Here is an 18,377-nt window from a genome sequence, read left to right on the forward strand (position 1 = left end):
TCCTCGGTCGCCCGCCGCTCACCACGGCTTCGCCGGATCCTGCTCGGAGCCCTCGTTCTGCTCCTCGCCCTCACCGCCCTGGGCATCCTTGTTGCGCTCCTCCAGCTCGTCCTCCTTGGACTGCTGCTCGCTGTCACCCTCGGTCGGGGCCTCCTCCGGGTCCCCCTCGCCCTCGGGGTCCTCGCGGGACGGGTCACCGGGGTCCTGGGGGGATCCACCCTCCTCGTCACCCTCGTTCTGGCCCTGCTCGCCGCGCTCGTCCGGGTCGTTGCCGGCCTCCTCGTCGGCCTCGCGGCGCTTCTCCTCCACCCGATCGCCGTTGTCCTCGGTGGTCCCGGAGTCCTCGTTGCCGGAGCCGCCGCCCTGGCCGCCCTCGCCGCCGCCACCACCGCCGCCGCAGACGGCCAGCATCTCCTCGGCCTCGTAGAGCCGATCGGCGCGCTGCTGCGGATCCTCGATCTGGTCGGCCTGGCGCTCGATCGAGATCGCGAGATTGTTGATGATCTTGCACTGCGCGTGCAGCGGGGCGTTGAGATCGCTGTGGCTGTTCCACTCGTCCAGCGCCGTGCGCAGCTCCTCCTCGGCAGCCGCGTCCTTCCCCTGCTGCAGCAGGGCGGTGCCCTCGGACAGGTGCGGCAGGTACGGCTCGAACCAGTTCACGACCTGCACCGGGGCCAAACGCTCGATCGCCGTGGGGTAGTCCTCGGCCTCGTAGGCGCTGAGGTGCGTGGCCTGGGAGATCGGCATCGACAGGAACCTCACCGCGAGCAGGGCCAGCAGCAGGATCGGGATCGCGAGCACCGCGAACACGATGATCCGGGTCCGCCGCAGCCGGCGCACGTTCAGTCCGAAGTTCTTCGGGCTGCCCGTGCCCTCCTGCGCCAGGGCGGGAGGGATCGACGAGGTCGACCCCGGGTCCTCGGCGCGGGGCCTCTCGCTCAGCGGTGTGCTCATCGGGACGCTCCTGAGATGTCGTGGCGGTCCAGCTTCCGCGGCAACCGGTAGGTCATCTCCCCCAGCTCCCAGATCAGCAGTGCCGCCAGCGGGATCGAAGCGATCCAGTACCAGTCCCGGAAGCTCGTCACGTCGCGGGCCGATTCGATGGGGACCGGCCGCAGGGTGATCCCCTCCATGGTGCCCTCGATCTCGGCCTCGGGATCGTCGCGGTGGATGTACGGCACCCCCAGGTCGGAGGCGATCGTCTGCAGCTGCTCCTCGTCGATCGAGGAGATGCCCCGCGTCCCGTCCGGGCCGGTGATGTATTCGCCGTCCTGCGGTCCGCCGTTGGCCTTCATCGGGCCGCCCTCGGCGGTGCCGTATCCGAGCACCGCTCCGCCGTCGATGAAGGCGGCGGCCTGGCTGAAGGACTCCGACTCCTTCTCGTCGGTGTTCTCCCCGTCGGAGAGGAAGTACACCAGGATCTGCGAGTCCGGGTCCTCACGCTGGGTGGCGGAGAGCTCGACCAGCAGGGACTGGAGCGGACGGTCCACGTTCGAGCCCTGCGAGTAGGCGGTGGGCTCGGTGGTGAGGGTGTCGATCCAGGCTGTGGCGGCGCCCGCGTCCGTGGTCAGCGGCAGCTGCTGGGTGGCCGTGGAGTCGAAGGCGATGATCGAGTAGCGCGATCCTTCGGTCATGTCCATGATGCGGGTCATGTCGGCCTTCACGCCGTCCAGGCGCGGCTGATCGCCCGCATAGTCCTCGGCGTTCATCGACCCGGTGCGATCCACCACGAAGAAGACGTTCGCGTTCATCCGCTCGGTCTGCTCGCCGTCCAGCGGGGTCACGGGGCGCAGGGCGACCATCAGCAGCAGCACCACCATCAGGGCGCGGCGCAGCCACGCCACCCGCTGTCGGGGCCGACGGATCAGCAGCACGGCGCAGACGATCAGCATCGCGCCGAACAGCGGGATGATCGCCCACAGGGGCATGAGGTACTCCAGGCGCATCAGCGTGCCCTCCAGCCCAGCACCAGGATGCCCACCAGCGACAGGAACGTCAGCACGAAGCCGAAGGTCGGATGGTCGGTGCGCACCACGGTCGGTTCAGCCCCCATCTCCTTGGCCTGGGTCTTCTGGATCTCGTTGATGATCGAGGGGATCGCGTCGGGGTCCGAGGACTCGTACAGCTCCCCGTCCTGGTCCTCGGTGGCCGCCTGCAACTCCTCGAAGCACTGGGGGCCGCACTCGTAGGCTCCCGGGTAGAAGGTGTAGAGGTCGATCTTCCGGTCGGCGACCGCCTCGGTGGCCTCCTGCAGCGTGAAGATCGGCTCGCCGTTGACCTCGTTGTCCGTGGCGAAGATGATCGAACGCGAGCGGTCCTCCTCCGCCTGGTCGAACTCCTGGGCGCAGGAGGCCAGGCCGTCCGGCACCACCGAGGCCTGATCCGGGATGCCCCGGGTGCCCTCGACGAAGTTGACGTACTGGCGCACCTTCTCGTCGGAGTAGTCGCGGTTGCCCAGGCGGTACCCGAACTCGTCGAAGTCGATCGCCTCGGCGCCCTGCTCCAGCTCCCGCTTGACCAGGTCGTAGTCGTTGGTCAGGGGGAACACGGTGCGGCTGGTCGAGTTGAAGATCGACAGGGCCACCCGTTCGCCCTCGAAGGAGTCGACCATCTCGGCGAAGGTGGACAGGATCTCGGTGTCGTACTCGTACATCGACCCGGACACGTCCAGGCACAGCACGATGTCCCGGGAGGCGAAGTCCGGGGTCTCGATCCGCTCGCTCGAGATCCGGCCGGAGAGGATGGAGGCGGCGAGGACGCCCAGCACGGCGATGCCGACCTGGAGCACCCGGACCACCTTCGCCACCCGCTGGGCGCGCACGAAGCTGGGGATGGAATCGAGATACTGCGAGTTGGCCACGATCACCGGGGCCTTGCGCATCGCCCGACGGTTCCAGAACGTGATCGCCCAGACGGCGAGCGCTGCGAGCAGCAGCAGCGCCGTGACCCACCAGAACGTCATGACCATCCTCGGATCACCTCCCTCGCCCGGCGCACGGAGTCCGTCAGGACGGCGCTCGAGGCCGGCGCGAAATCGGGTTCGTATAGATCGGCGATCAGCGTCCCGACGTCGCGGGTGCGCGGATCGGCGGTGAGCGTGGCCGTGTCCTGACTGGTCACGTCGTGCCCGGTGGTGCGGCGCACGAAGCGGCGCATGACGCCGGTGAGCTCATGGTGGCCCTCGCGGGCCGGAAGGTCCCCGGCCTCGTGACGGTCGGCGATGTCGTTGACGGCGCGCAGGAACTCGGCCTTGAGGGCGTCGACGTCGCTGGGGCGGGCCCGGAAGGCGATCCGCTTCTCGATCGCGCGGGTGATCTTCAGCGTCCCCACGATCAGGGCGGTGATCACCAGCAGGCAGAGGACGGCGAGGATCACCCAGGCCACCGAGTACTGGGGCGGGGCGATGATCTGCGGTGGGGCGGGCTCGGCCAGCAGGGCGGCCGCAGCCGTCACCTCAGGCACGAGCATGGCGGTACTCCCTCGACCGCAGCATGGCGATCATGTCCTCGACCACGGTGGTCTCGCCGCTGGTGATCATGTGGCTGACATGGAGGCGGTCCAGCATCTCGGTGATCCCGTCGCGGCGCGCCCGCTGATAGGCCGCGACGTCCCGGGCCACTCGCTTCGAGGAGCGGGCCATCGCCCCCACCTCCCGCGGCGCGTCCACATCCACCACGTCGTGGTCGAGCTCGCCGCGCTGCAGCGGGTCGGCATCGGCGATGCGGATCACGAGGACGTCGTGCCGGGTGGTCAGCCGGCGCAGCAGGGCGAAGTCCTCGACGCCCGGATGCGCCTCGTCGGTGATGATCGTCATCAGCGTCGAGCGGGAGGTGACGCGGAAGGCGCGCTCGAGCAGCCACGAGCTGTCCGCGGCCGGCGCCGCCGTGGTGGTGGCCTGCTGGACGCTGCGCAGCAGCAGCTCCAGATGCCCGTCGCTCGACCGCGAGGGCAGCTGGACGGGACGGCCGTCGCTGCCCGCGACCAGCCCCACCAGATCGCCGTTCTTCTGGGCGAGGAAGCAGACCATGCCGGCCGCGAGGATCATCGCCTCCCGCTTGGAGGTGCCGTCGGCGGCGGTCGCCGCCATCGCGGAGGAGGTGTCCGCGACGATGGACAGGTGACGCACCCGCTCCTCGTTGAACCGGCGGATCAGGGGCTCGCCGGAGCGGGCGGTGGCCTTCCAGTCGATCTCGGAGATCTTGTCCCCGGGCTGGTAGTACTTCAGGTCGTCGAAGTCCTCGCCGGCGCCCTTGAACAGCGAGCGGCCGCGGCCCTGGATCAGGCCGCGCGCCCGGCTCGAGGTGTGCAGGTCGACCCGAGCCTTGACCCGGGTCAGCAGGGAGGTCGCCATGCCGTGCTCTCCGTGATCCGCGGCGCTCAGGGCATCGGGACGGCGTGGAACACCGCATCGATGATCTGCTCGGGCTTGATCCCGCTGGCCAAGGCGTCGAAGGTGAGCACCAGACGGTGGCGCAGCACTCCGTAGCGCATCGCCCGGACGTCATCGGGCGTGACGTAGTCGCGGCCCTGCAGCAGGGCGTGGGCCTGGCCCACCCGCATCAGGGCGAGGGAGCCGCGAGGGCTCGCGCCGACCCGCACGGACTGCGTCAGGTTCGGCACCGGGCGCGGACCGGATCCGCGGGTGGTGAACACCAGGTCGATGATGTACCGCTTCACGGCCGGGTCGACGTAGACCGAGTCGACCATCTCCTGCAGGAAGCGGACGTCTTCGAGGGACACGTTCGCCACGGCCTGGCGGGGACCGGTGAGGCTGCCCGCGGTGGAGCGGTCGAGGATCTCGTGCTCCTCGCCGGGGCGCGGGTAGGTGAGGATCTCCTTCATCAGGAAGCGATCCATCTGCGCCTCGGGCAGGACGTAGGTGCCCTCCTCCTCGATCGGGTTCTGGGTGGCCAGCACCATGAACGGCTCGGGCAGGCGGTACACCTCCCCGCCGATCGAGGTCTGCCGCTCCTGCATCGCCTCGAGCATGGCGGACTGGGTCTTCGCGCTGGAGCGGTTGATCTCGTCCAGCAGGACGACGTTGGCGTGCACCGGCCCCAGCTGCGTGGTGAACGTGCCGGAGCCGTAGTTGAAGATCTGGGTGCCGAGGATGTCGTTCGGCATCAGGTCCGGGGTGCACTGGATCCGGGCGAAGGAGCCGGTGATCGAGGATGCCAGCGCGCTCGCGGCGGTCGTCTTGGCCAGGCCTGGCACGGACTCCAGCAGCACGTGGCCCCCGGCGGCGAGCGCCGCGACCAGCGTCAGCCGCAGGTTCTCCTGGCCGACCACGCGGGACTGGAACACCTGCGAGATGGTCCCGATGATCGACCCGGTGCGCTCGAGGTCACTCGGGGAGATCGCGCTCGACGTCGGGGCGAATTCTCCGGGCCGGCGCTGCGCGCCACCCTGTCCGTGGGCCGGCTTCTGCGCAACAGGAGCTCCCGGCTGCCCCGGCGCGGCGGGCGTCCCCGGAGGCCCCTGCACGGCGGGCGCGCCCGGAGGTCCCTGCGGTGCGCTCGGCGCCCCGGACTGCTGATTGGGTGGAATGCTCATGCGCTGCGGCTCCCCCGTCGTGCGGTTCGTCGTTCTGTTCGTGCGAGCTGGACCATCATCCCGCTGCGGCCCCTCCCCCCAGGACGGCCGGAGGCCGAGGCCGGCCGCGTGACCGTGGCGGTGCCGGTCGATCCCCGGGCGGCGGAGCGTGACGGCACCGGACCGATCCTAACGGCACCGGACCCTGCGGGGCGATCGGAGGCCCCGGCGCGCGGGGCGTGAGACGTGTGCGAGGCGGTGGGAGAATGCGCAGATGCCATCGGACCCTCACCACCGCGCCACGCCGCCTGTCGCGCCGACCTCACCCGGTCTGTCCGTGGACGAGCTGGGACGCGGAACATTCGCGGTGGCCGCCCCGCGCGCCGACTGGGTCGACCTGTGCATCCGTCAGGGCGCCACCGAGCAGCGTCGGCGCCTGCGACACGTCGACGGCGGCCTGCACTGGGACCACGTCACCTCGATGGTCCCCGGCACTCTGTACGGTCTGCGCGCCGGAGGGCCGTGGGACCCCGCCGCCGGGCAGTTCTCCCACCCGCGCAGCCTGCTGCAGGATCCCTGGGGACGCGGTGTCTCGCGCTCCTCGTCGCTGCTGAGCAGCTTCTTCCCCTTCGAGGTCGACGCGATGCTCGACCGCCGTCAGGAGCACACTGGACCGCGAGAGGTGGACAACGGCGAGGACGCCGTGTGGTCCGTCGTCGTCGCGGACACCTTCGACTGGCAGGACGACCTGCGCCCGCTGGTCGACTGGGACGCCACCGTGCTCTACGAGGCGCACGTCAAGGGCTTCACCCGGACGCATCCGCAGGTGCCCGAGGCCCAGCGGGGCACGTACGCGGGCCTGGGCCATCCGGCCGTCACCGGGTCTCTGCGGGACCTCGGCGTCACCACCGTCCAGCTGCTGCCGGTCCAGGCCGCGATGGACGAGCCGCACCTGACCCGGATGGGACTGACCAACTACTGGGGCTACTCGACGATGTCGTACTTCGCCCCGGAACCGTCGCTCGCCACCGCCGCAGCCCGGCACGCCGGCGCGCAGGCGGTGCTCGACGAGGTCAAGACCATGGTCCGCAGCCTCCACGCGGCCGGCCTCGAGGTCATCCTCGACGTCGTCTACAACCACACCGCCGAGGGCGGCGCCGACGGGCCCGCCCTGTCGCTGCGGGGCCTGGACAACCTCGAGTACTACTGGACCGATCACGGGACCTTCCTGGACGTGACCGGGACGGGCGGAACCCTGGACCCGCGCTCCGTGCACGTGATGGACCTGATCCTCGCCTCCTTGCGCTACTGGGTCCAGGAGGTCCACATCGACGGGTTCCGCTTCGACCTCGCCGTGACGCTGGGGCGCGACGACCGAGGCTTCCGCCCCGATCACCCCCTGCTGCGCGCGATCGCCACCGACCCGGTGCTGCGCGGGGTCAAACTGATCGCCGAGCCCTGGGACGTGGGCCCCGACGGATGGCGGACGGGCAGCTTCCCGGTCCCCTTCGCGGAGTGGAACGACGTCTTCCGCGACGACGTGCGCAGCTTCTGGCTCTCGGACCGGGCTCACCGCGAGCGCTCCGGCGAGTCCGCCGTCGGCGGTATCCGCGATCTCGCCACCCGCCTGGCCGGATCCAGCGACCTGCTGACCGAGCAGGATCCTGACTCGCTGCCGGCGGGCCGCAGCCTGCGCTCCCCCTGGGCATCGATCAACTACGTCACCGCGCACGACGGGTTCACCCTGCGGGACCTGACCGTGTACGAGACCAAGCGCAACCACGCCAACGGCGAGGACAACCGCGACGGCACCACCGACAACCGCTCCTGGAACCATGGCCACGAGGGGGAGATCACCCCGGGCACCGAGGGTGGGGCAGAGATCGAGGCCGCGCGTCGTCGCACCGCGCGAGGTCTGCTCGCCACGCTGCTGCTGGCCTCCGGCACGCCGATGCTCACCGCCGGCGACGAGATCGCCCGCACCCAGCAGGGCAACAACAACGCCTACTGCCAGGACAACGAGATCTCGTGGATCGACTGGTCGCCGGCGGGCCGCGCCCGTGACCTCCGCGAGATGGTCAAGCGCCTGCTGAATCTGCGCGGCGAGCATCCCCAGCTGCGTGCACCCGACTTCCTGCGGCCGGCCGATCCGGAGGACCTCGACGCCGGGGCGGTCGCCTGGTTCGGGGCCGATGGCGCCGAGCTCGACCACTCGGCCTGGATGGACCCCTCCCGGCACGTGCTGGCGATGCTGCGCCCGGCCGTCACCGGCCGCGAGGGCTCCGAGCACCTGCTGGTGATCGTCTCCGGCGCCTCCTCGACCGTGCGCGTGCGTCTGCCCGCGACGCCCTGGCCCCAGGGTGCGGCGCGGTACCTGCTCGATACCGCGCTGGAACGCCAGGACGACCTGCCCGGCGGGCCGCTTCCCGATCGGGAGCTCCCCGTGACGGCCGGCAGCGTGGTGGTGATCGCGATCGCGGCCGGCGTCCCGGGAGGGGCCCGTCACGGGCTATCGTGAGGAGCGTCACCGCGACCGTCGCAGACACCGAGGTGTCAGGCAGGAGAGGCCATGTCCCCGACCACTGACCGCACCGGGCTGGAGGGCGGCGTGGGCCGCATCCCGATCATGGACGTCCGCCCCGTCGTCGACGGCGGCCGCTTCCCGGCCTCCTGCGTCGAGGGCGAGACGATCACCATCGGCGCCAACGCCTTCCGTGAAGGGCACGACGCGATGGGTGTCCAGGCCGTGCTCGCCGATCCCGAGGGCGGGGAGCAGCGGGTGCCGCTGACGTCGACGAATCCGGGCCTCGACCTCTGGGCTGCGACGGTGCGACCCGGGAGGACCGGCCACTGGTCCTTCCGGATCGAGGCGTTCTCCGCCCCCTACGACACCTGGGCCCGCACCGCCGAGGTGAAGATCCCCGCAGGGATCGACGTCGACCTGGTGTGCGCCGAGGGAGCGAAGGTGCTGGCCCGCGTGCTGGCCGAGATCGAGGACGGGAGCCGCCCCCGCACCGACGGGCCCGTGGTGCAGGCGGCGCTGGATTCGCTGCGCGCCCCCGGGCTCCCTGCCGCCGCCCGGGTCGCCCCCGCCCTGGCCGCGGATCTGCGCGCGCTGCTCGCCCTGCGCCCCCTGCGCGAGGGCGTCACGGTCTCGGGCCCGTACCGGCTGGTCGTGCACCGCCGCCGAGCCCTGTACGGCTCCTGGTACGAATTCTTCCCGCGCTCGGAGGGAGCGCGCTTCGATCCCCAGCAGGGCTGGGTCTCCGGCACCCTCCGCACCGCCGCCAGGTCGCTGGACCGCATCGCGGACATGGGCTTCGACGTGGCGTACCTGACGCCGATCCACCCGATCGGCACCACGTTCCGCAAGGGCCGCAACAACACCCTGGACCCGCAGCCGGGCGATCCCGGCTCCCCCTACGCGATCGGATCGCCCGAGGGCGGTCACGACGCGATCCATCCCGACCTGGGCACGATGGAGGACTTCGACGCCTTCGTGACCCGGGCCCGCGAGCTGGATCTGGAGGTGGCGCTCGACGTCGCCCTGCAATGCTCCCCCGACCACCCCTGGGTCACCGAGCACCCCGAATGGTTCACGGTCCGTGCCGACGGCACCATCGCCTACGCCGAGAACCCGCCGAAGAAGTACCAGGACATCTACCCCCTCAGCTTCGAGTCCGACTACGAGGGCCTGTACGCGGCGATCCGGGACCTGCTCGAGCACTGGGTCGCCCACGGGGTGACCCTGTTCCGCATCGACAACCCCCACACCAAACCGGTGCGGTTCTGGGAGGAGCTGCTGGCCGAGTTCGACCGGAAGCACCCCGAGGTCGTCTTCCTCGCCGAGGCGTTCACCCGTCCCACGATGATGCACACTCTGGGCAAGGTCGGCTACCACCAGAGCTACACCTACTTCACCTGGCGCGAGAGCGCGGCGGAGCTGCGGGAGTACCTCGAGGAGCTGGTGGAGGCCGCCCCCTACATGCGGCCCAGCTTCTGGCCGACCACCCATGACATCCTCACCCCGTTCATGACCTCCGGGGGCCGACGGGCCTTCGTGCTGCGCGCGATCCTCGCGGCCACGCTCGTGCCCACCTGGGGCATCTACACCGGGTACGAGCTCGTCGAGGACGTCCCCCGGCCCGGGGCGCAGGAGCAGATCGACAACGAGAAGTACGAGTACAAGCCGCGCGATTTCACCGGTGCCCTCACCGCCGGCACCAGCCTCGAGCCGCTGCTGGGCGACCTCAACCGGATCCGGCGCGCGCACCCGGCGCTGCAGACGCTGACCACGATCCGATTCCACGAGACCGATGACGAGCAGGTGCTGGCCTTCTCCAAGCACCTCGACGCCACCGCCAGCGGCACCGGCGCTCCGGACACGGTGCTGGTCATCTCCGTGACCGCGCACGACCGGGACGCCTGGACCACGGTCCACCTGGACCTTCCCGCCCTCGGCCTGGACGCGGAGACGCACACCGCCTTCGAGGTCGAGGACCTGCTGACCGGCGAGCGGTTCACCTGGGGCAGCGAGCCCTACGTCATCCTCAGCGCGACCGACCGACCCGCCCACGTGCTGCGGATCATCCATCCCGAGGAGAGCTGACATGGCAGACGACATCGATCCCATCGCATCCCCGGCCCTCGGGAACCCGGCCGACGGGAGCGCGACGTCCGCGAGCCCGTCCTCCGGCAGGTCGTCGTCCGGCAGCTCCACCACCGGCAGCTCGACCGGGCCGACGGTCATGCCCCTGGGCGTGCACGAGCTCGGTTCCACCGCGACCGGCAGCTATCACGATCCCCACTCCGTGCTCGGGGCCCACGAGTACGAGGGCGCCGTCACCGTGCGCACCCTGAAGCCCTTCGCGCGGGCCGTCGAGGTGGTCCTGCCCGACGGCAGCTCCCACGCCCTCGAGCACGAGTACGACGGGATCTGGGCAGCCGCCCTGGCGGCGCCCACGCTGGACTCCTACACGGTGCGCGTCACCTGGGACGAGGGCGGGTCCCCCGTTGAGCTGGAGGAGCCGTACCGCTTCCTGCCCACCGTCGGGGAGCTCGACCTCCACCTCATCCACGAGGGCCGGCACGAGGAGCTGTGGCGGGCGCTCGGCGCCCATGTGCGCACCCTCGACGACGTCGCGGGCACCTCCTTCGCGGTGTGGCCCCCCAACGCCCGCGCCGTCCAGGTCGTCGGCGCGTTCAACGGCTGGGATGGGCGCGGCCATGCGCTGCGCAGCCTCGGCTCCTCCGGCGTGTGGGAGATCTTCGTCCCCGGCATCGGCGACGGCGAGACCTACAAGTTCCGCGTCCTGGGGGCCGACGGCGCCTGGAGCGACCGGGCCGATCCGATGGCGCGGCGGGCCGAGGTTCCCCCGGCGACCGGCTCGGTGGTGACCACCAGCGACTTCGAGTGGACCGACGAGCACTGGCTCGCCCAGCGCGCCTCCCACGATGCGGTCAGCTCACGGATGTCCGTCTACGAGCTGCACCTGCCCAGCTGGCGGCCCGGCCTCGGGTACCGGGAGCTGGCCACCGAGCTGGTCGACTACATCACCGAGATGGGCTTCACCCATGTGGAGTTCATGCCGCTGGCGGAGCACCCCTTCGGCGGCTCCTGGGGCTACCAGGTCACCGGCTACTACGCTCCGACCTCGCGCCTGGGCTCCCCCGACGACTTGCGCCACCTGATCGACACCCTGCACGGAGCCGGGATCGGGGTGCTCATGGACTGGGTCCCCGCCCACTTCCCCAAGGACGAATGGGCGCTGGCCCGCTTCGACGGCACGCCGCTGTACGAGCACGCTGATCCACGGCGCGGGGAGCACCCGGACTGGGGCACCCTCGTGTTCGACACCGGCCGGCACGAGGTGCGCAACTTCCTGGTCGCCAACGCGTGCTACTGGCTCGAGGAGTTCCACGTCGACGGACTGCGGGTCGACGCCGTCGCCTCGATGCTCTATCTCGACTACTCGCGCGAGGACGGCGAGTGGGTGCCCAACCGCCACGGCGGCCGCGAGGACCTCGAGAACATCGCTTTCCTCCAGGAGACCACGGCCACCGCGTACAAACGGGCCCCCGGCATCGCGATGATCGCCGAGGAGTCCACGTCGTTCCCCGGCGTCACCCGCAGCACCGACACCGGCGGGCTCGGCTTCGGCTTCAAGTGGAACATGGGTTGGATGCACGACACCCTGGAGTACCTCGGCCAGGATCCGATCAACCGCCAGTACCACCACGGCGAGCTGACCTTCTCGATGGTCTACCAGTACTCCGAGAACTTCGTGCTGCCGATCAGCCATGACGAGGTGGTCCATGGCAAGGGGTCGTTGCTGCGCAAGGCTCCGGGTGACGACTGGCAGCAGGCGGCGTCGCTGCGCACGTACCTGGCCCTGCAATGGACCCATCCAGGCAAGCAACTGATCTTCATGGGCACCGAGTTCGCCCAGGGCACGGAGTGGTCCGAGCAGGCCGGGCTGCCGTGGTGGCTGTTGGAGTACCCGCTGCACCGCGGCGCCCAGCAGCTGGTCAAGGACCTCAACGCCCTGCAGGTCGAGCTGCCCGCGCTGTACGAGCGGGACCAGGACCCGGGCGGTTTCGAGTGGCTGCTCGGCGACGACGCCGGCCACAACACGATCTCCTTCGTGCGCCGCGACGACGACGGGGAGCCGGTGGTCCTCGTCCTGAACTTCTCGCCGGAGGCGTGGCACGACTACCGGGTGCCGCTGCCCGAGGGCGGGACGTGGTTGGAGCTGCTGAACACCGATGCCCCGGTCTACGGCGGCAGCGGGATCGGGAATCTCGGGCGGGTCCATGCCGAGGCGCTGCCCCTGCACGGGAGGGGACACTCGGTACGGCTGTCGGTGCCGCCGTTGGGGGCGCTGGTCCTGGCGCCCGCGCGCGTGCGGGAGGGCTGAACGCCCCGCCCAGTCAGGCCGCGCACCGCGTGCGGGGTGCAGGGCGCCGCCCACGGCACGGCGCCGCACCGCCGCCCACCCGGCCCGGAGACCTCAGAACAGAAGGTTCGCCAGGCGCTTGCGGGCGGCGGCGACGCGCGGGTCCCCGGGCCCCGCCACCTCGAACAGGTCCAGCAGCCGGGCGCGGATCGCGTCCTTCGTCTCCTGGTCGGCGCCGCGCAGGTGATCGAGCAGCCGGGTGAAGGCGTCGTCGACGTGACCGCCGAGCATGTCGAGATCGGCGACCCTCAGCTGGGCGTCCAGATCCGCCGGGCGCTGCGCGGCGTCCTGACGGACAGTGTCCGCGTCCATGTCCTGGGTGCGCTGCATGAGGGAGACCGCGGCCAGTCCGGACTTCGCCTCGGCGTCCGCCGGGGACTCGCGGAGCTGCTTCTCGTAGGCCGCGACCGCTCCGTCGAGATCGCCCTTCTCGATCGCCTCGTAGGCCTCGGCGATCAGCGGGGGCAGCGGCTCCTCGGCCGGCGCCTCCTGCTCGCCCTCGACCGCGGAGACCTCCATGCCCTGCTGTTTCGCGAGCTCGAGAACCTGCGTCATCAGGTTGTCGACCTCCGCGTCGGGCAGCACCGACTGCACGATGGGCTGGATCTGGCCGAGGATCAGCAGCAGCAGGGTGGGCAGCTGCTGGACGCGAAGGGCCGCGGCCACGCGCTGCTGGGTGTCGGCGTCGACGACCGCCAGGCGGACGGCGCCGCCCTGGGCATCGACGGCACGGCGCAGAGAGGCTAGGAACTGCTCGCTGTCCGGGACGCGCGAGCTGGTCACGAGCATCAGCGTCGGGACCGTCTGCGAGTCGGCGACCAGCTGCTCGAGACCCTGCTCGGTGACGGCCACCTCGTGCGCGGAGGTCGCGCCCGCACCGGCGGACTGCCCGCCCCCGGGCCCGGCGTCGGCGGGCTGCTTGAGAGCGGCGAGATCGATGATGCCGTACGGATCGGTCACAGGTGAACTCCTTCGACGAGGTCGGGACGCGGACAGTCTAGGGAGTCCGCGACGATGGTGCGGGCCCTCCTCGGCGGTCGAGGGCGCCGACCGAGGTCACTCCCCGGTGACCGTGAGGGTGGTCAGGCTCGCGCCGATCGGCTGGATGGCGGCGTCGGCGCCGTGCGCCGGGATGTACAGCGCGACGTGGGTGCCGTAGGTGCGGATGTACTCGTCGGTGAACTCCCGGGTGCCGGCCACCTCGGTGTACTGGTTGTCCTCCGTGTAGCGCATGGTCGCGCCGTCCTTGACGGTCACCGTGCGCGTCGACTTCAACGTCCCCATCACGATCGCTCCGCCGTCGTCGGTGCGCAGACCCACGAACTCCTTGTCGTGGACGGCGTAGGTCTCGCGGATGGTCGCGGCCTCGTCCTTCTCCACGCCGGCGTTCAGATCCTTGCGCTCACCCTGGATCTGTTCGTGGCGCGTGGTCTTGAAGGGATCGTCGGCGATCACGTCGTCCGGGTCGGCCTTGTCCCCGTCGGTGAGGACCTTCGCGTACAGCTCCAGGGCCTTCGCAGGGGTCATCAGCAGGTCATCGGTGTCGGCCGCGACGTTCTCGGCGCCCACCCGCGCATCGGACACGCTCGGCATCTCGATGCCGCCCAGCTGCCGCGCCCACCCCCACGAGGTGTAGGGCGACTGGGCATCGACCTGCTGCAGGGCGACGAAGTGGCGCACCCCCTCCTGCTCCGGATCCTGCACCAGCGCGATCGAGGAGCGCGGGAACCCGGCCGTGACCGTGGTGAGGGGAACGGCCAGTTCAGGCCCGGGGGCGTCGAGGTAGTCCCTCCACGCGTCGACCTTCTCGATCATCGCGTAGGCGGCCTTGCGGAAGTGCACCGCGGAGCCGGACACCCGCGGCGCGAGCTCCTCCGACGCCAGGGCCTTGTCGGCTTCCGCCACGTCGGCGTTGACCTCGCTGACGACGGTGGTCAGCTGCTCGGTGGTGTTCACCGGGGTCGGTTCGGCGGCCTCCGGGCCCTTCGGAGGCGCCGGAGGCGGCTCGGGATCGGAGCCGCAGGCGGCGAGGACGCCGCCGGCGAGCAGGGATCCCGCACCGATCAGGAGGCCGCGGCGGGCGACGGGTCGGCTGGTCATCTGGTGGTCCTTCCACGCGGTGCGGGGCAGTCTCCGGGTGCTCATCGCCCCTCCTCGCGGTGGGGGCCGCTCCCGTCGGTCGGCGTCTCGCCGTCCTCCGGGTCCTGGGCTGTGGCCGAGTCCTCGACGCTCCGCGTCTCGTCGTCGGGATTCTCCGCCTCCTCGGCCGTCACGCCCGCACCGGTGGGCTCGTCCTCGATCGCGTCGAGGGTCTCGGTGTCGTCCTCGGCGGCGGGAGCGAGGATCTCGGTCTCGGGCTCGTCGAGGTGCTCGTCAGCGGCTCCTGCGTCGTCATCGGCGTCCGCGTCATCAGCGGTCTCCGCGACATCGGCGGAGTCCGCGGCGACGGCCGTGCCCTCGTCGTCGCTGACAGGATCGACCTCCCCGGGACCGGCGGCGTCCTCGTCGAGATCGGAGGGGTCGGCGACCGCGGCGGAGGGGGCCTCGCCCTCGACCTCCCCGGCGGCGACCTGCCCGGCGGCGGCGTCCCCGGCGGCGACGTCCTCGTCCTCGGTCTCGAGCAGCTCCCCCTCCTCGCCCTCGTCGCGGCGGCGACCTCCGATGGAGACCACGAGCAGCACCAGGCCGATGACGGCGATCGCCGCACCCCCGGCGTAGGCGTAGGGCACCCATGCGTTCTCATCGTCCACGGGCCAGGTGATCGAGACGGACTCGGCACCGGGCTCGGTGCCGTCGGTGACGATCAGCAGGGCACGGTAGACCTGCTTGTTCTCCCCGGTCTCCCCGGCGGCGAAGTCCTCGATGTCGAACGTGTAGGGCGACGGCTTCGTCTCGACGGTGCGCCACAGGTCGGAGCCGGTGGGATCGTTCAGCTCGGTCGCCCCGTCGGGGTGGATCTCCTTCGTGCTCAGCGTGGTCCAGTCGCTCGCCCCGGTGATGCGGGTGTACCGGGCGTCCTCGAGGTAGGCCTCGATGTCGCTGTTGTCGGCGGTGATCAGCGAGACGTCCGAGGCGCCCTCGATGGTCACCTCGCCCTCCATGCCGCCGACGTACAGCACGCCCGGGTCGATGACCACGGCAGGACCAGGATCATCGAGCTCGACCGTCGCGGTGGTCTCGGCGGCCGGGGCCCAGGTGGTCTCGCCGAGGCGGCCCAGCACCAGTCCGATCAGTCCGATCAGGACCAGGAGCACGGCGAGGAGTCGTTTCACGATGGGTTCTTTCGGTCGGAGGGCCCCGCACGGGCCCGAGCGGGTGACCTCCCCACGATAGGGCGGGGCCTCATCACGCGACAGGGGCGCGTGACCATGTGCACCCAGGTGAAGGGATTCTCATCCTCATCTCATGAACGGCCCCGGGACCCCTCGGTGCCGTACCCTGGCCGGGTGCGTCTCGTCGTTGCCCGTTGTTCCGTCGACTACACCGGTCGGCTCACCGCTCATCTCCCGCTGGCTCCGCGCCTGCTGATCGTCAAGGCCGACGGCAGCGTGCTGATCCACTCCGACGGCGGCAGTTACAAGCCCCTGAACTGGATGAGTCCGCCGTGCACGCTGCGCACCTCGACCCGCAGCGCCGACGAGGCGGCCGAGGATCCCGAGGGCGCGTGGATCGAGCAGTGGGACGTGGTCCACGACAAGTCCGGCGACCGCCTGCGGGTGCGGGTCCACGAGACCATCGAGGACACCAGCCATGAGCTCGGCGTCGACCCCGGGCTGCAGAAGGACGGCATCGAGGCGCATCTGCAGGCCCTGCTCGCCCAGAACATCGAGACCCTGGGCGACGGCTGGTCGCTGGTGCGCCGTGAGTACGGCACCGCGATCGGCCCGGTCGACATCCTGGCCCGCGACGCCGACGGCGGCTCCGTGGCCGTCGAGATCAAGCGGCGCGGGGAGATCGACGGCGTCGAACAGCTCACCCGCTACCTCGAGCTGCTCAATCGCGACCCCCTGCTCGCCCCGGTGCGCGGGATCTTCGCGGCCCAGGCCATCAAGCCGCAGGCCCGGGTGCTCGCGGGTGATCGCGGCATCGACTGCGTGACGCTGGACTACGACGCCCTGCGCGGGATCGACGACGTCGACTCCCGCCTGTTCTGATCCCTTCGCCAGGAGCTCCCATGCCCGCCGCCGCGACCTCGGACCACTCCCCCGCCCCACTGCCCGTCGACCTCGCGCTGCACGGGACCGCGGTGCTCGAGCAGGGGGTGGTGCCGGGAGCCCTGGTGCTCATCGCCGGCGGGCACGTGATCTGGTCCGGGACCGCTGCGGCGGCGCCGTCCCACGCGGCCGCGAAGACTCTCACGCACGACGGGCTGATCCTGCCGGGGCTGGTGGACCTCCACTGCCACGGGGGCGGCGGAGTCTCCTTCCCGGACTCCTCCACCGCCCAGGAGATGCTCACCGCGGTGCACGAGCATCGCCGCCACGGCACCACCTCGCTGGTCGCCTCCCTGGTCACGGCGGACGTCGAGACGCTGCGGCAGCGCGTGGGGGACCTCGCGCGGCTCCACGACACCGACGAGATCGCCGCGATCCACCTCGAAGGGCCCTTCATCTCGGCGGCTCGCCGCGGCGCCCAGAACCCGGAGCACATCATCGGCGGGGACGGGGACCTGGTGCGGGAGCTCGCCCTGCTCGCCGGTGGGGCGCTGGGGACCATGACCGTCGCCCCCGAGGCGGACGGCGCCGAGGACGTCCTCCGGGCCCTCGCCGAGGTCGGGGCCGTCCCCTCTCTCGGCCACACCGACGGCTCGAGCACCCAGATGACCGAGGCCGTCGACCAGGCGCGCACCCTGCTGCGCCGGGAGCACGGCCGCTCCCCGCGCCCCACCGCTACGCACCTGTTCAACGGGATGCGTCCGATCCACCACCGCGACCCGGGCCCCGCCTTCGCCGCGCTCGACGCCGCCGCCCGAGGACGGCTCGTGGTCGAGGTGATCGCCGACGGGGTGCACCTGGACGCCCGGACCGTGGCGCACGTCTTCTCCGTCGCCGCGGAGGACTCCGTGGTGCTGGTGACGGACGCGATGGCCGCCGCCGGGATGCCGGACGGACAGTACCGGCTGGGAGCGCTGGACGTCACCGTCGAGGCGGGCGTCGCCACTCTGACCGGCGGCACCTCGATCGCCGGGGGAACGGCCCATCTGCTCGACGTGGTGCGCCATGCCGTGCGTGAGGCCGGGGTCGATCTGGTCCGGGCGGTGCGCGCGGCCTCCGCGGTGCCCGCCGCGGTCCTGGGGATGCAGGATCGGGTCGGGTCGCTCGCCCCCGGGTGTCGTGGTGACGCAGTGCTCGTGGATGATCAGCTTCGCCCCGTCACGGTGCTGCGGGGCGGCCGGGTCGTCGAGCCCTGAGACGGCCGCGAGCTCCGGGGCTCAGTCGGCGTCCCCCATGACCAGGCCGGTCGGCGCCGCCTCGATCCAGGAATTCAGCGCGGCCCCGGAGACCAGGTCGACCGTCGCCAGGATGGTGCGGTCACCGCGCAGGGAGAACTCCACGAGATAGGAATCCTCCTCGCCCTCGATCCGGGCGGGCAGCCGACGTCGGGCGACGTCGAGGATCTGGGACCGGCGGATGATCACCTCGGGACGCAGCCGCAGCGAGAACGCGCGGAACCAGCGCAGCCGGTCGGTGCCGAAGCGCATCTGCCCGTGCTGCCAGCTCGAGCCGCCCACCAGGCCGCGGCGCTGGAGCGAGCACTCGAAGGCGCCGCGCTGGCGTGCCAGCACCACCTGGCGGCCCACCACCACCAGCGCCAGGACGAGAACGAACATCCCGATCCCCAGGACGAGGATCGGGATGTTCAGGTGGGCCATGGACGGACCGTACTCGG

Annotated in this window: 15 protein-coding genes; 5 read left to right on the top strand and 10 right to left on the bottom strand. The window is 71.2% G+C overall.

Annotated elements, in window-relative coordinates:
• Positions 1-18: 18 nt before the first annotated feature.
• From BH708_RS05545 to BH708_RS05570, 6 genes are read right to left on the bottom strand one after another with little or no spacing between them, the layout of a single operon-like run.
• Complete coding sequence (locus tag BH708_RS05545; protein WP_076807248.1) at positions 19-954, bottom strand: hypothetical protein; 936 nt, start codon at positions 952-954, stop codon at positions 19-21.
• Positions 951-1,946: a VWA domain-containing protein gene (locus BH708_RS05550; RefSeq protein ID WP_076807250.1), complete on the bottom strand. Its 996-nt coding sequence runs from the start codon at positions 1,944-1,946 to the stop codon at positions 951-953. Before BH708_RS05550 ends, BH708_RS05545 begins: the two co-directional genes overlap by 4 nt.
• The gene (locus BH708_RS05555) at positions 1,946-2,962 is read right to left on the bottom strand and encodes a VWA domain-containing protein (RefSeq protein ID WP_253705484.1); all 1,017 of its coding nucleotides are present in this window, start codon (positions 2,960-2,962) and stop codon (positions 1,946-1,948) included. The genes BH708_RS05550 and BH708_RS05555 overlap by 1 nt, the downstream gene beginning before the upstream one ends.
• Positions 2,959-3,468: a hypothetical protein gene (locus BH708_RS05560; RefSeq protein ID WP_076807253.1), complete on the bottom strand. Its 510-nt coding sequence runs from the start codon at positions 3,466-3,468 to the stop codon at positions 2,959-2,961. The genes BH708_RS05555 and BH708_RS05560 overlap by 4 nt, the downstream gene beginning before the upstream one ends.
• Positions 3,455-4,351 (bottom strand): DUF58 domain-containing protein, encoded by an 897-nt coding sequence (locus BH708_RS05565; RefSeq protein WP_076807254.1) that lies wholly within the window; start codon positions 4,349-4,351, stop codon positions 3,455-3,457. The genes BH708_RS05560 and BH708_RS05565 overlap by 14 nt, the downstream gene beginning before the upstream one ends.
• 26 nt (positions 4,352-4,377) lie before the next feature.
• Positions 4,378-5,553 carry an AAA family ATPase gene (locus BH708_RS05570; RefSeq protein ID WP_076807256.1) on the bottom strand — a complete coding sequence of 392 codons (1,176 nt, stop codon included), beginning with the start codon at positions 5,551-5,553 and terminating at the stop codon, positions 4,378-4,380.
• 253 nt (positions 5,554-5,806) lie between these two features.
• On the opposite strand from BH708_RS05570, the gene glgX reads away from it, so the two are divergent.
• The 3 genes from glgX (at position 5,807) to glgB (ending at position 12,449) form a co-directional block, all read left to right on the top strand.
• A complete protein-coding gene (gene glgX / locus BH708_RS05575; protein ID WP_076807258.1) occupies positions 5,807-8,050 on the top strand; it encodes a glycogen debranching protein GlgX in 2,244 nt (747 codons plus the stop codon).
• Between the two features lie 51 nt (positions 8,051-8,101).
• Positions 8,102-10,141 (top strand): alpha-1,4-glucan--maltose-1-phosphate maltosyltransferase, encoded by a 2,040-nt coding sequence (locus BH708_RS05580; protein WP_076807260.1) that lies wholly within the window; start codon positions 8,102-8,104, stop codon positions 10,139-10,141.
• 139 nt (positions 10,142-10,280) lie between these two features.
• The gene (glgB, locus tag BH708_RS05585; RefSeq protein WP_076810854.1) at positions 10,281-12,449 is read left to right on the top strand and encodes a 1,4-alpha-glucan branching protein GlgB; all 2,169 of its coding nucleotides are present in this window, start codon (positions 10,281-10,283) and stop codon (positions 12,447-12,449) included.
• A gap of 93 nt (positions 12,450-12,542) precedes the next feature.
• On the opposite strand, the gene BH708_RS05590 is transcribed toward glgB, so the two are convergent.
• The 3 genes from BH708_RS05590 to BH708_RS20105 all read right to left on the bottom strand — a co-directional run bounded on the left by BH708_RS05590 (position 12,543) and on the right by BH708_RS20105 (position 15,760).
• The gene (locus BH708_RS05590) at positions 12,543-13,448 is read right to left on the bottom strand and encodes a co-chaperone YbbN (RefSeq protein ID WP_076807262.1); all 906 of its coding nucleotides are present in this window, start codon (positions 13,446-13,448) and stop codon (positions 12,543-12,545) included.
• Between the two features lie 96 nt (positions 13,449-13,544).
• Complete coding sequence (locus BH708_RS05595) at positions 13,545-14,633, bottom strand: hypothetical protein (protein ID WP_076807264.1); 1,089 nt, start codon at positions 14,631-14,633, stop codon at positions 13,545-13,547.
• Positions 14,630-15,760, bottom strand: a complete 1,131-nt coding sequence (locus tag BH708_RS20105; RefSeq protein WP_076807265.1) for a hypothetical protein — start codon at positions 15,758-15,760, stop codon at positions 14,630-14,632. The genes BH708_RS05595 and BH708_RS20105 overlap by 4 nt, the downstream gene beginning before the upstream one ends.
• 174 nt (positions 15,761-15,934) lie before the next feature.
• Here BH708_RS20105 and nucS point away from each other — a divergent pair, with 174 nt between their 5' ends.
• Together nucS and BH708_RS05610 are read left to right on the top strand one after the other, a co-directional pair.
• Entirely contained in the window at positions 15,935-16,642 is a 708-nt protein-coding gene (gene nucS / locus BH708_RS05605) for an endonuclease NucS (RefSeq protein ID WP_076807267.1), read from the top strand.
• A 20-nt stretch (positions 16,643-16,662) separates the two neighbouring features.
• Positions 16,663-17,898 carry an N-acetylglucosamine-6-phosphate deacetylase gene (locus BH708_RS05610; RefSeq protein WP_076807269.1) on the top strand — a complete coding sequence of 412 codons (1,236 nt, stop codon included), beginning with the start codon at positions 16,663-16,665 and terminating at the stop codon, positions 17,896-17,898.
• Between the two features lie 21 nt (positions 17,899-17,919).
• Here BH708_RS05610 and BH708_RS05615 read toward each other — a convergent pair whose 3' ends face one another.
• The gene (locus tag BH708_RS05615) at positions 17,920-18,360 is read right to left on the bottom strand and encodes a DUF2550 domain-containing protein (RefSeq protein WP_076807270.1); all 441 of its coding nucleotides are present in this window, start codon (positions 18,358-18,360) and stop codon (positions 17,920-17,922) included.
• Positions 18,361-18,377: the final 17 nt, after the last annotated feature.

Origin of the sequence: Brachybacterium sp. P6-10-X1 (assembly GCF_001969445.1) — a bacterium.
Taxonomy (GTDB): Bacteria; Actinomycetota; Actinomycetes; order Actinomycetales; family Dermabacteraceae; genus Brachybacterium.

Bases quoted from the DNA above. Each gene is read 5' to 3' on its own strand.
- BH708_RS05545 (WP_076807248.1), bottom strand. From the start codon at position 954: ATGAGCACACCGCTGAGCGAGAGGCCCCGCGCCGAGGACCCGGGGTCG.
- BH708_RS05550 (WP_076807250.1), bottom strand. From the start codon at position 1,946: ATGCGCCTGGAGTACCTCATGCCCCTGTGGGCGATCATCCCGCTGTTC.
- BH708_RS05555 (WP_253705484.1), bottom strand. From the start codon at position 2,962: ATGACGTTCTGGTGGGTCACGGCGCTGCTGCTGCTCGCAGCGCTCGCC.
- BH708_RS05560 (WP_076807253.1), bottom strand. From the start codon at position 3,468: ATGCTCGTGCCTGAGGTGACGGCTGCGGCCGCCCTGCTGGCCGAGCCC.
- BH708_RS05565 (WP_076807254.1), bottom strand. From the start codon at position 4,351: ATGGCGACCTCCCTGCTGACCCGGGTCAAGGCTCGGGTCGACCTGCAC.
- BH708_RS05570 (WP_076807256.1), bottom strand. From the start codon at position 5,553: ATGAGCATTCCACCCAATCAGCAGTCCGGGGCGCCGAGCGCACCGCAG.
- glgX (WP_076807258.1), top strand. From the start codon at position 5,807: ATGCCATCGGACCCTCACCACCGCGCCACGCCGCCTGTCGCGCCGACC.
- BH708_RS05580 (WP_076807260.1), top strand. From the start codon at position 8,102: ATGTCCCCGACCACTGACCGCACCGGGCTGGAGGGCGGCGTGGGCCGC.
- glgB (WP_076810854.1), top strand. From the start codon at position 10,281: ATGCCCCTGGGCGTGCACGAGCTCGGTTCCACCGCGACCGGCAGCTAT.
- BH708_RS05595 (WP_076807264.1), bottom strand. From the start codon at position 14,633: ATGAGCACCCGGAGACTGCCCCGCACCGCGTGGAAGGACCACCAGATG.
- BH708_RS05610 (WP_076807269.1), top strand. From the start codon at position 16,663: ATGCCCGCCGCCGCGACCTCGGACCACTCCCCCGCCCCACTGCCCGTC.
- BH708_RS05615 (WP_076807270.1), bottom strand. From the start codon at position 18,360: ATGGCCCACCTGAACATCCCGATCCTCGTCCTGGGGATCGGGATGTTC.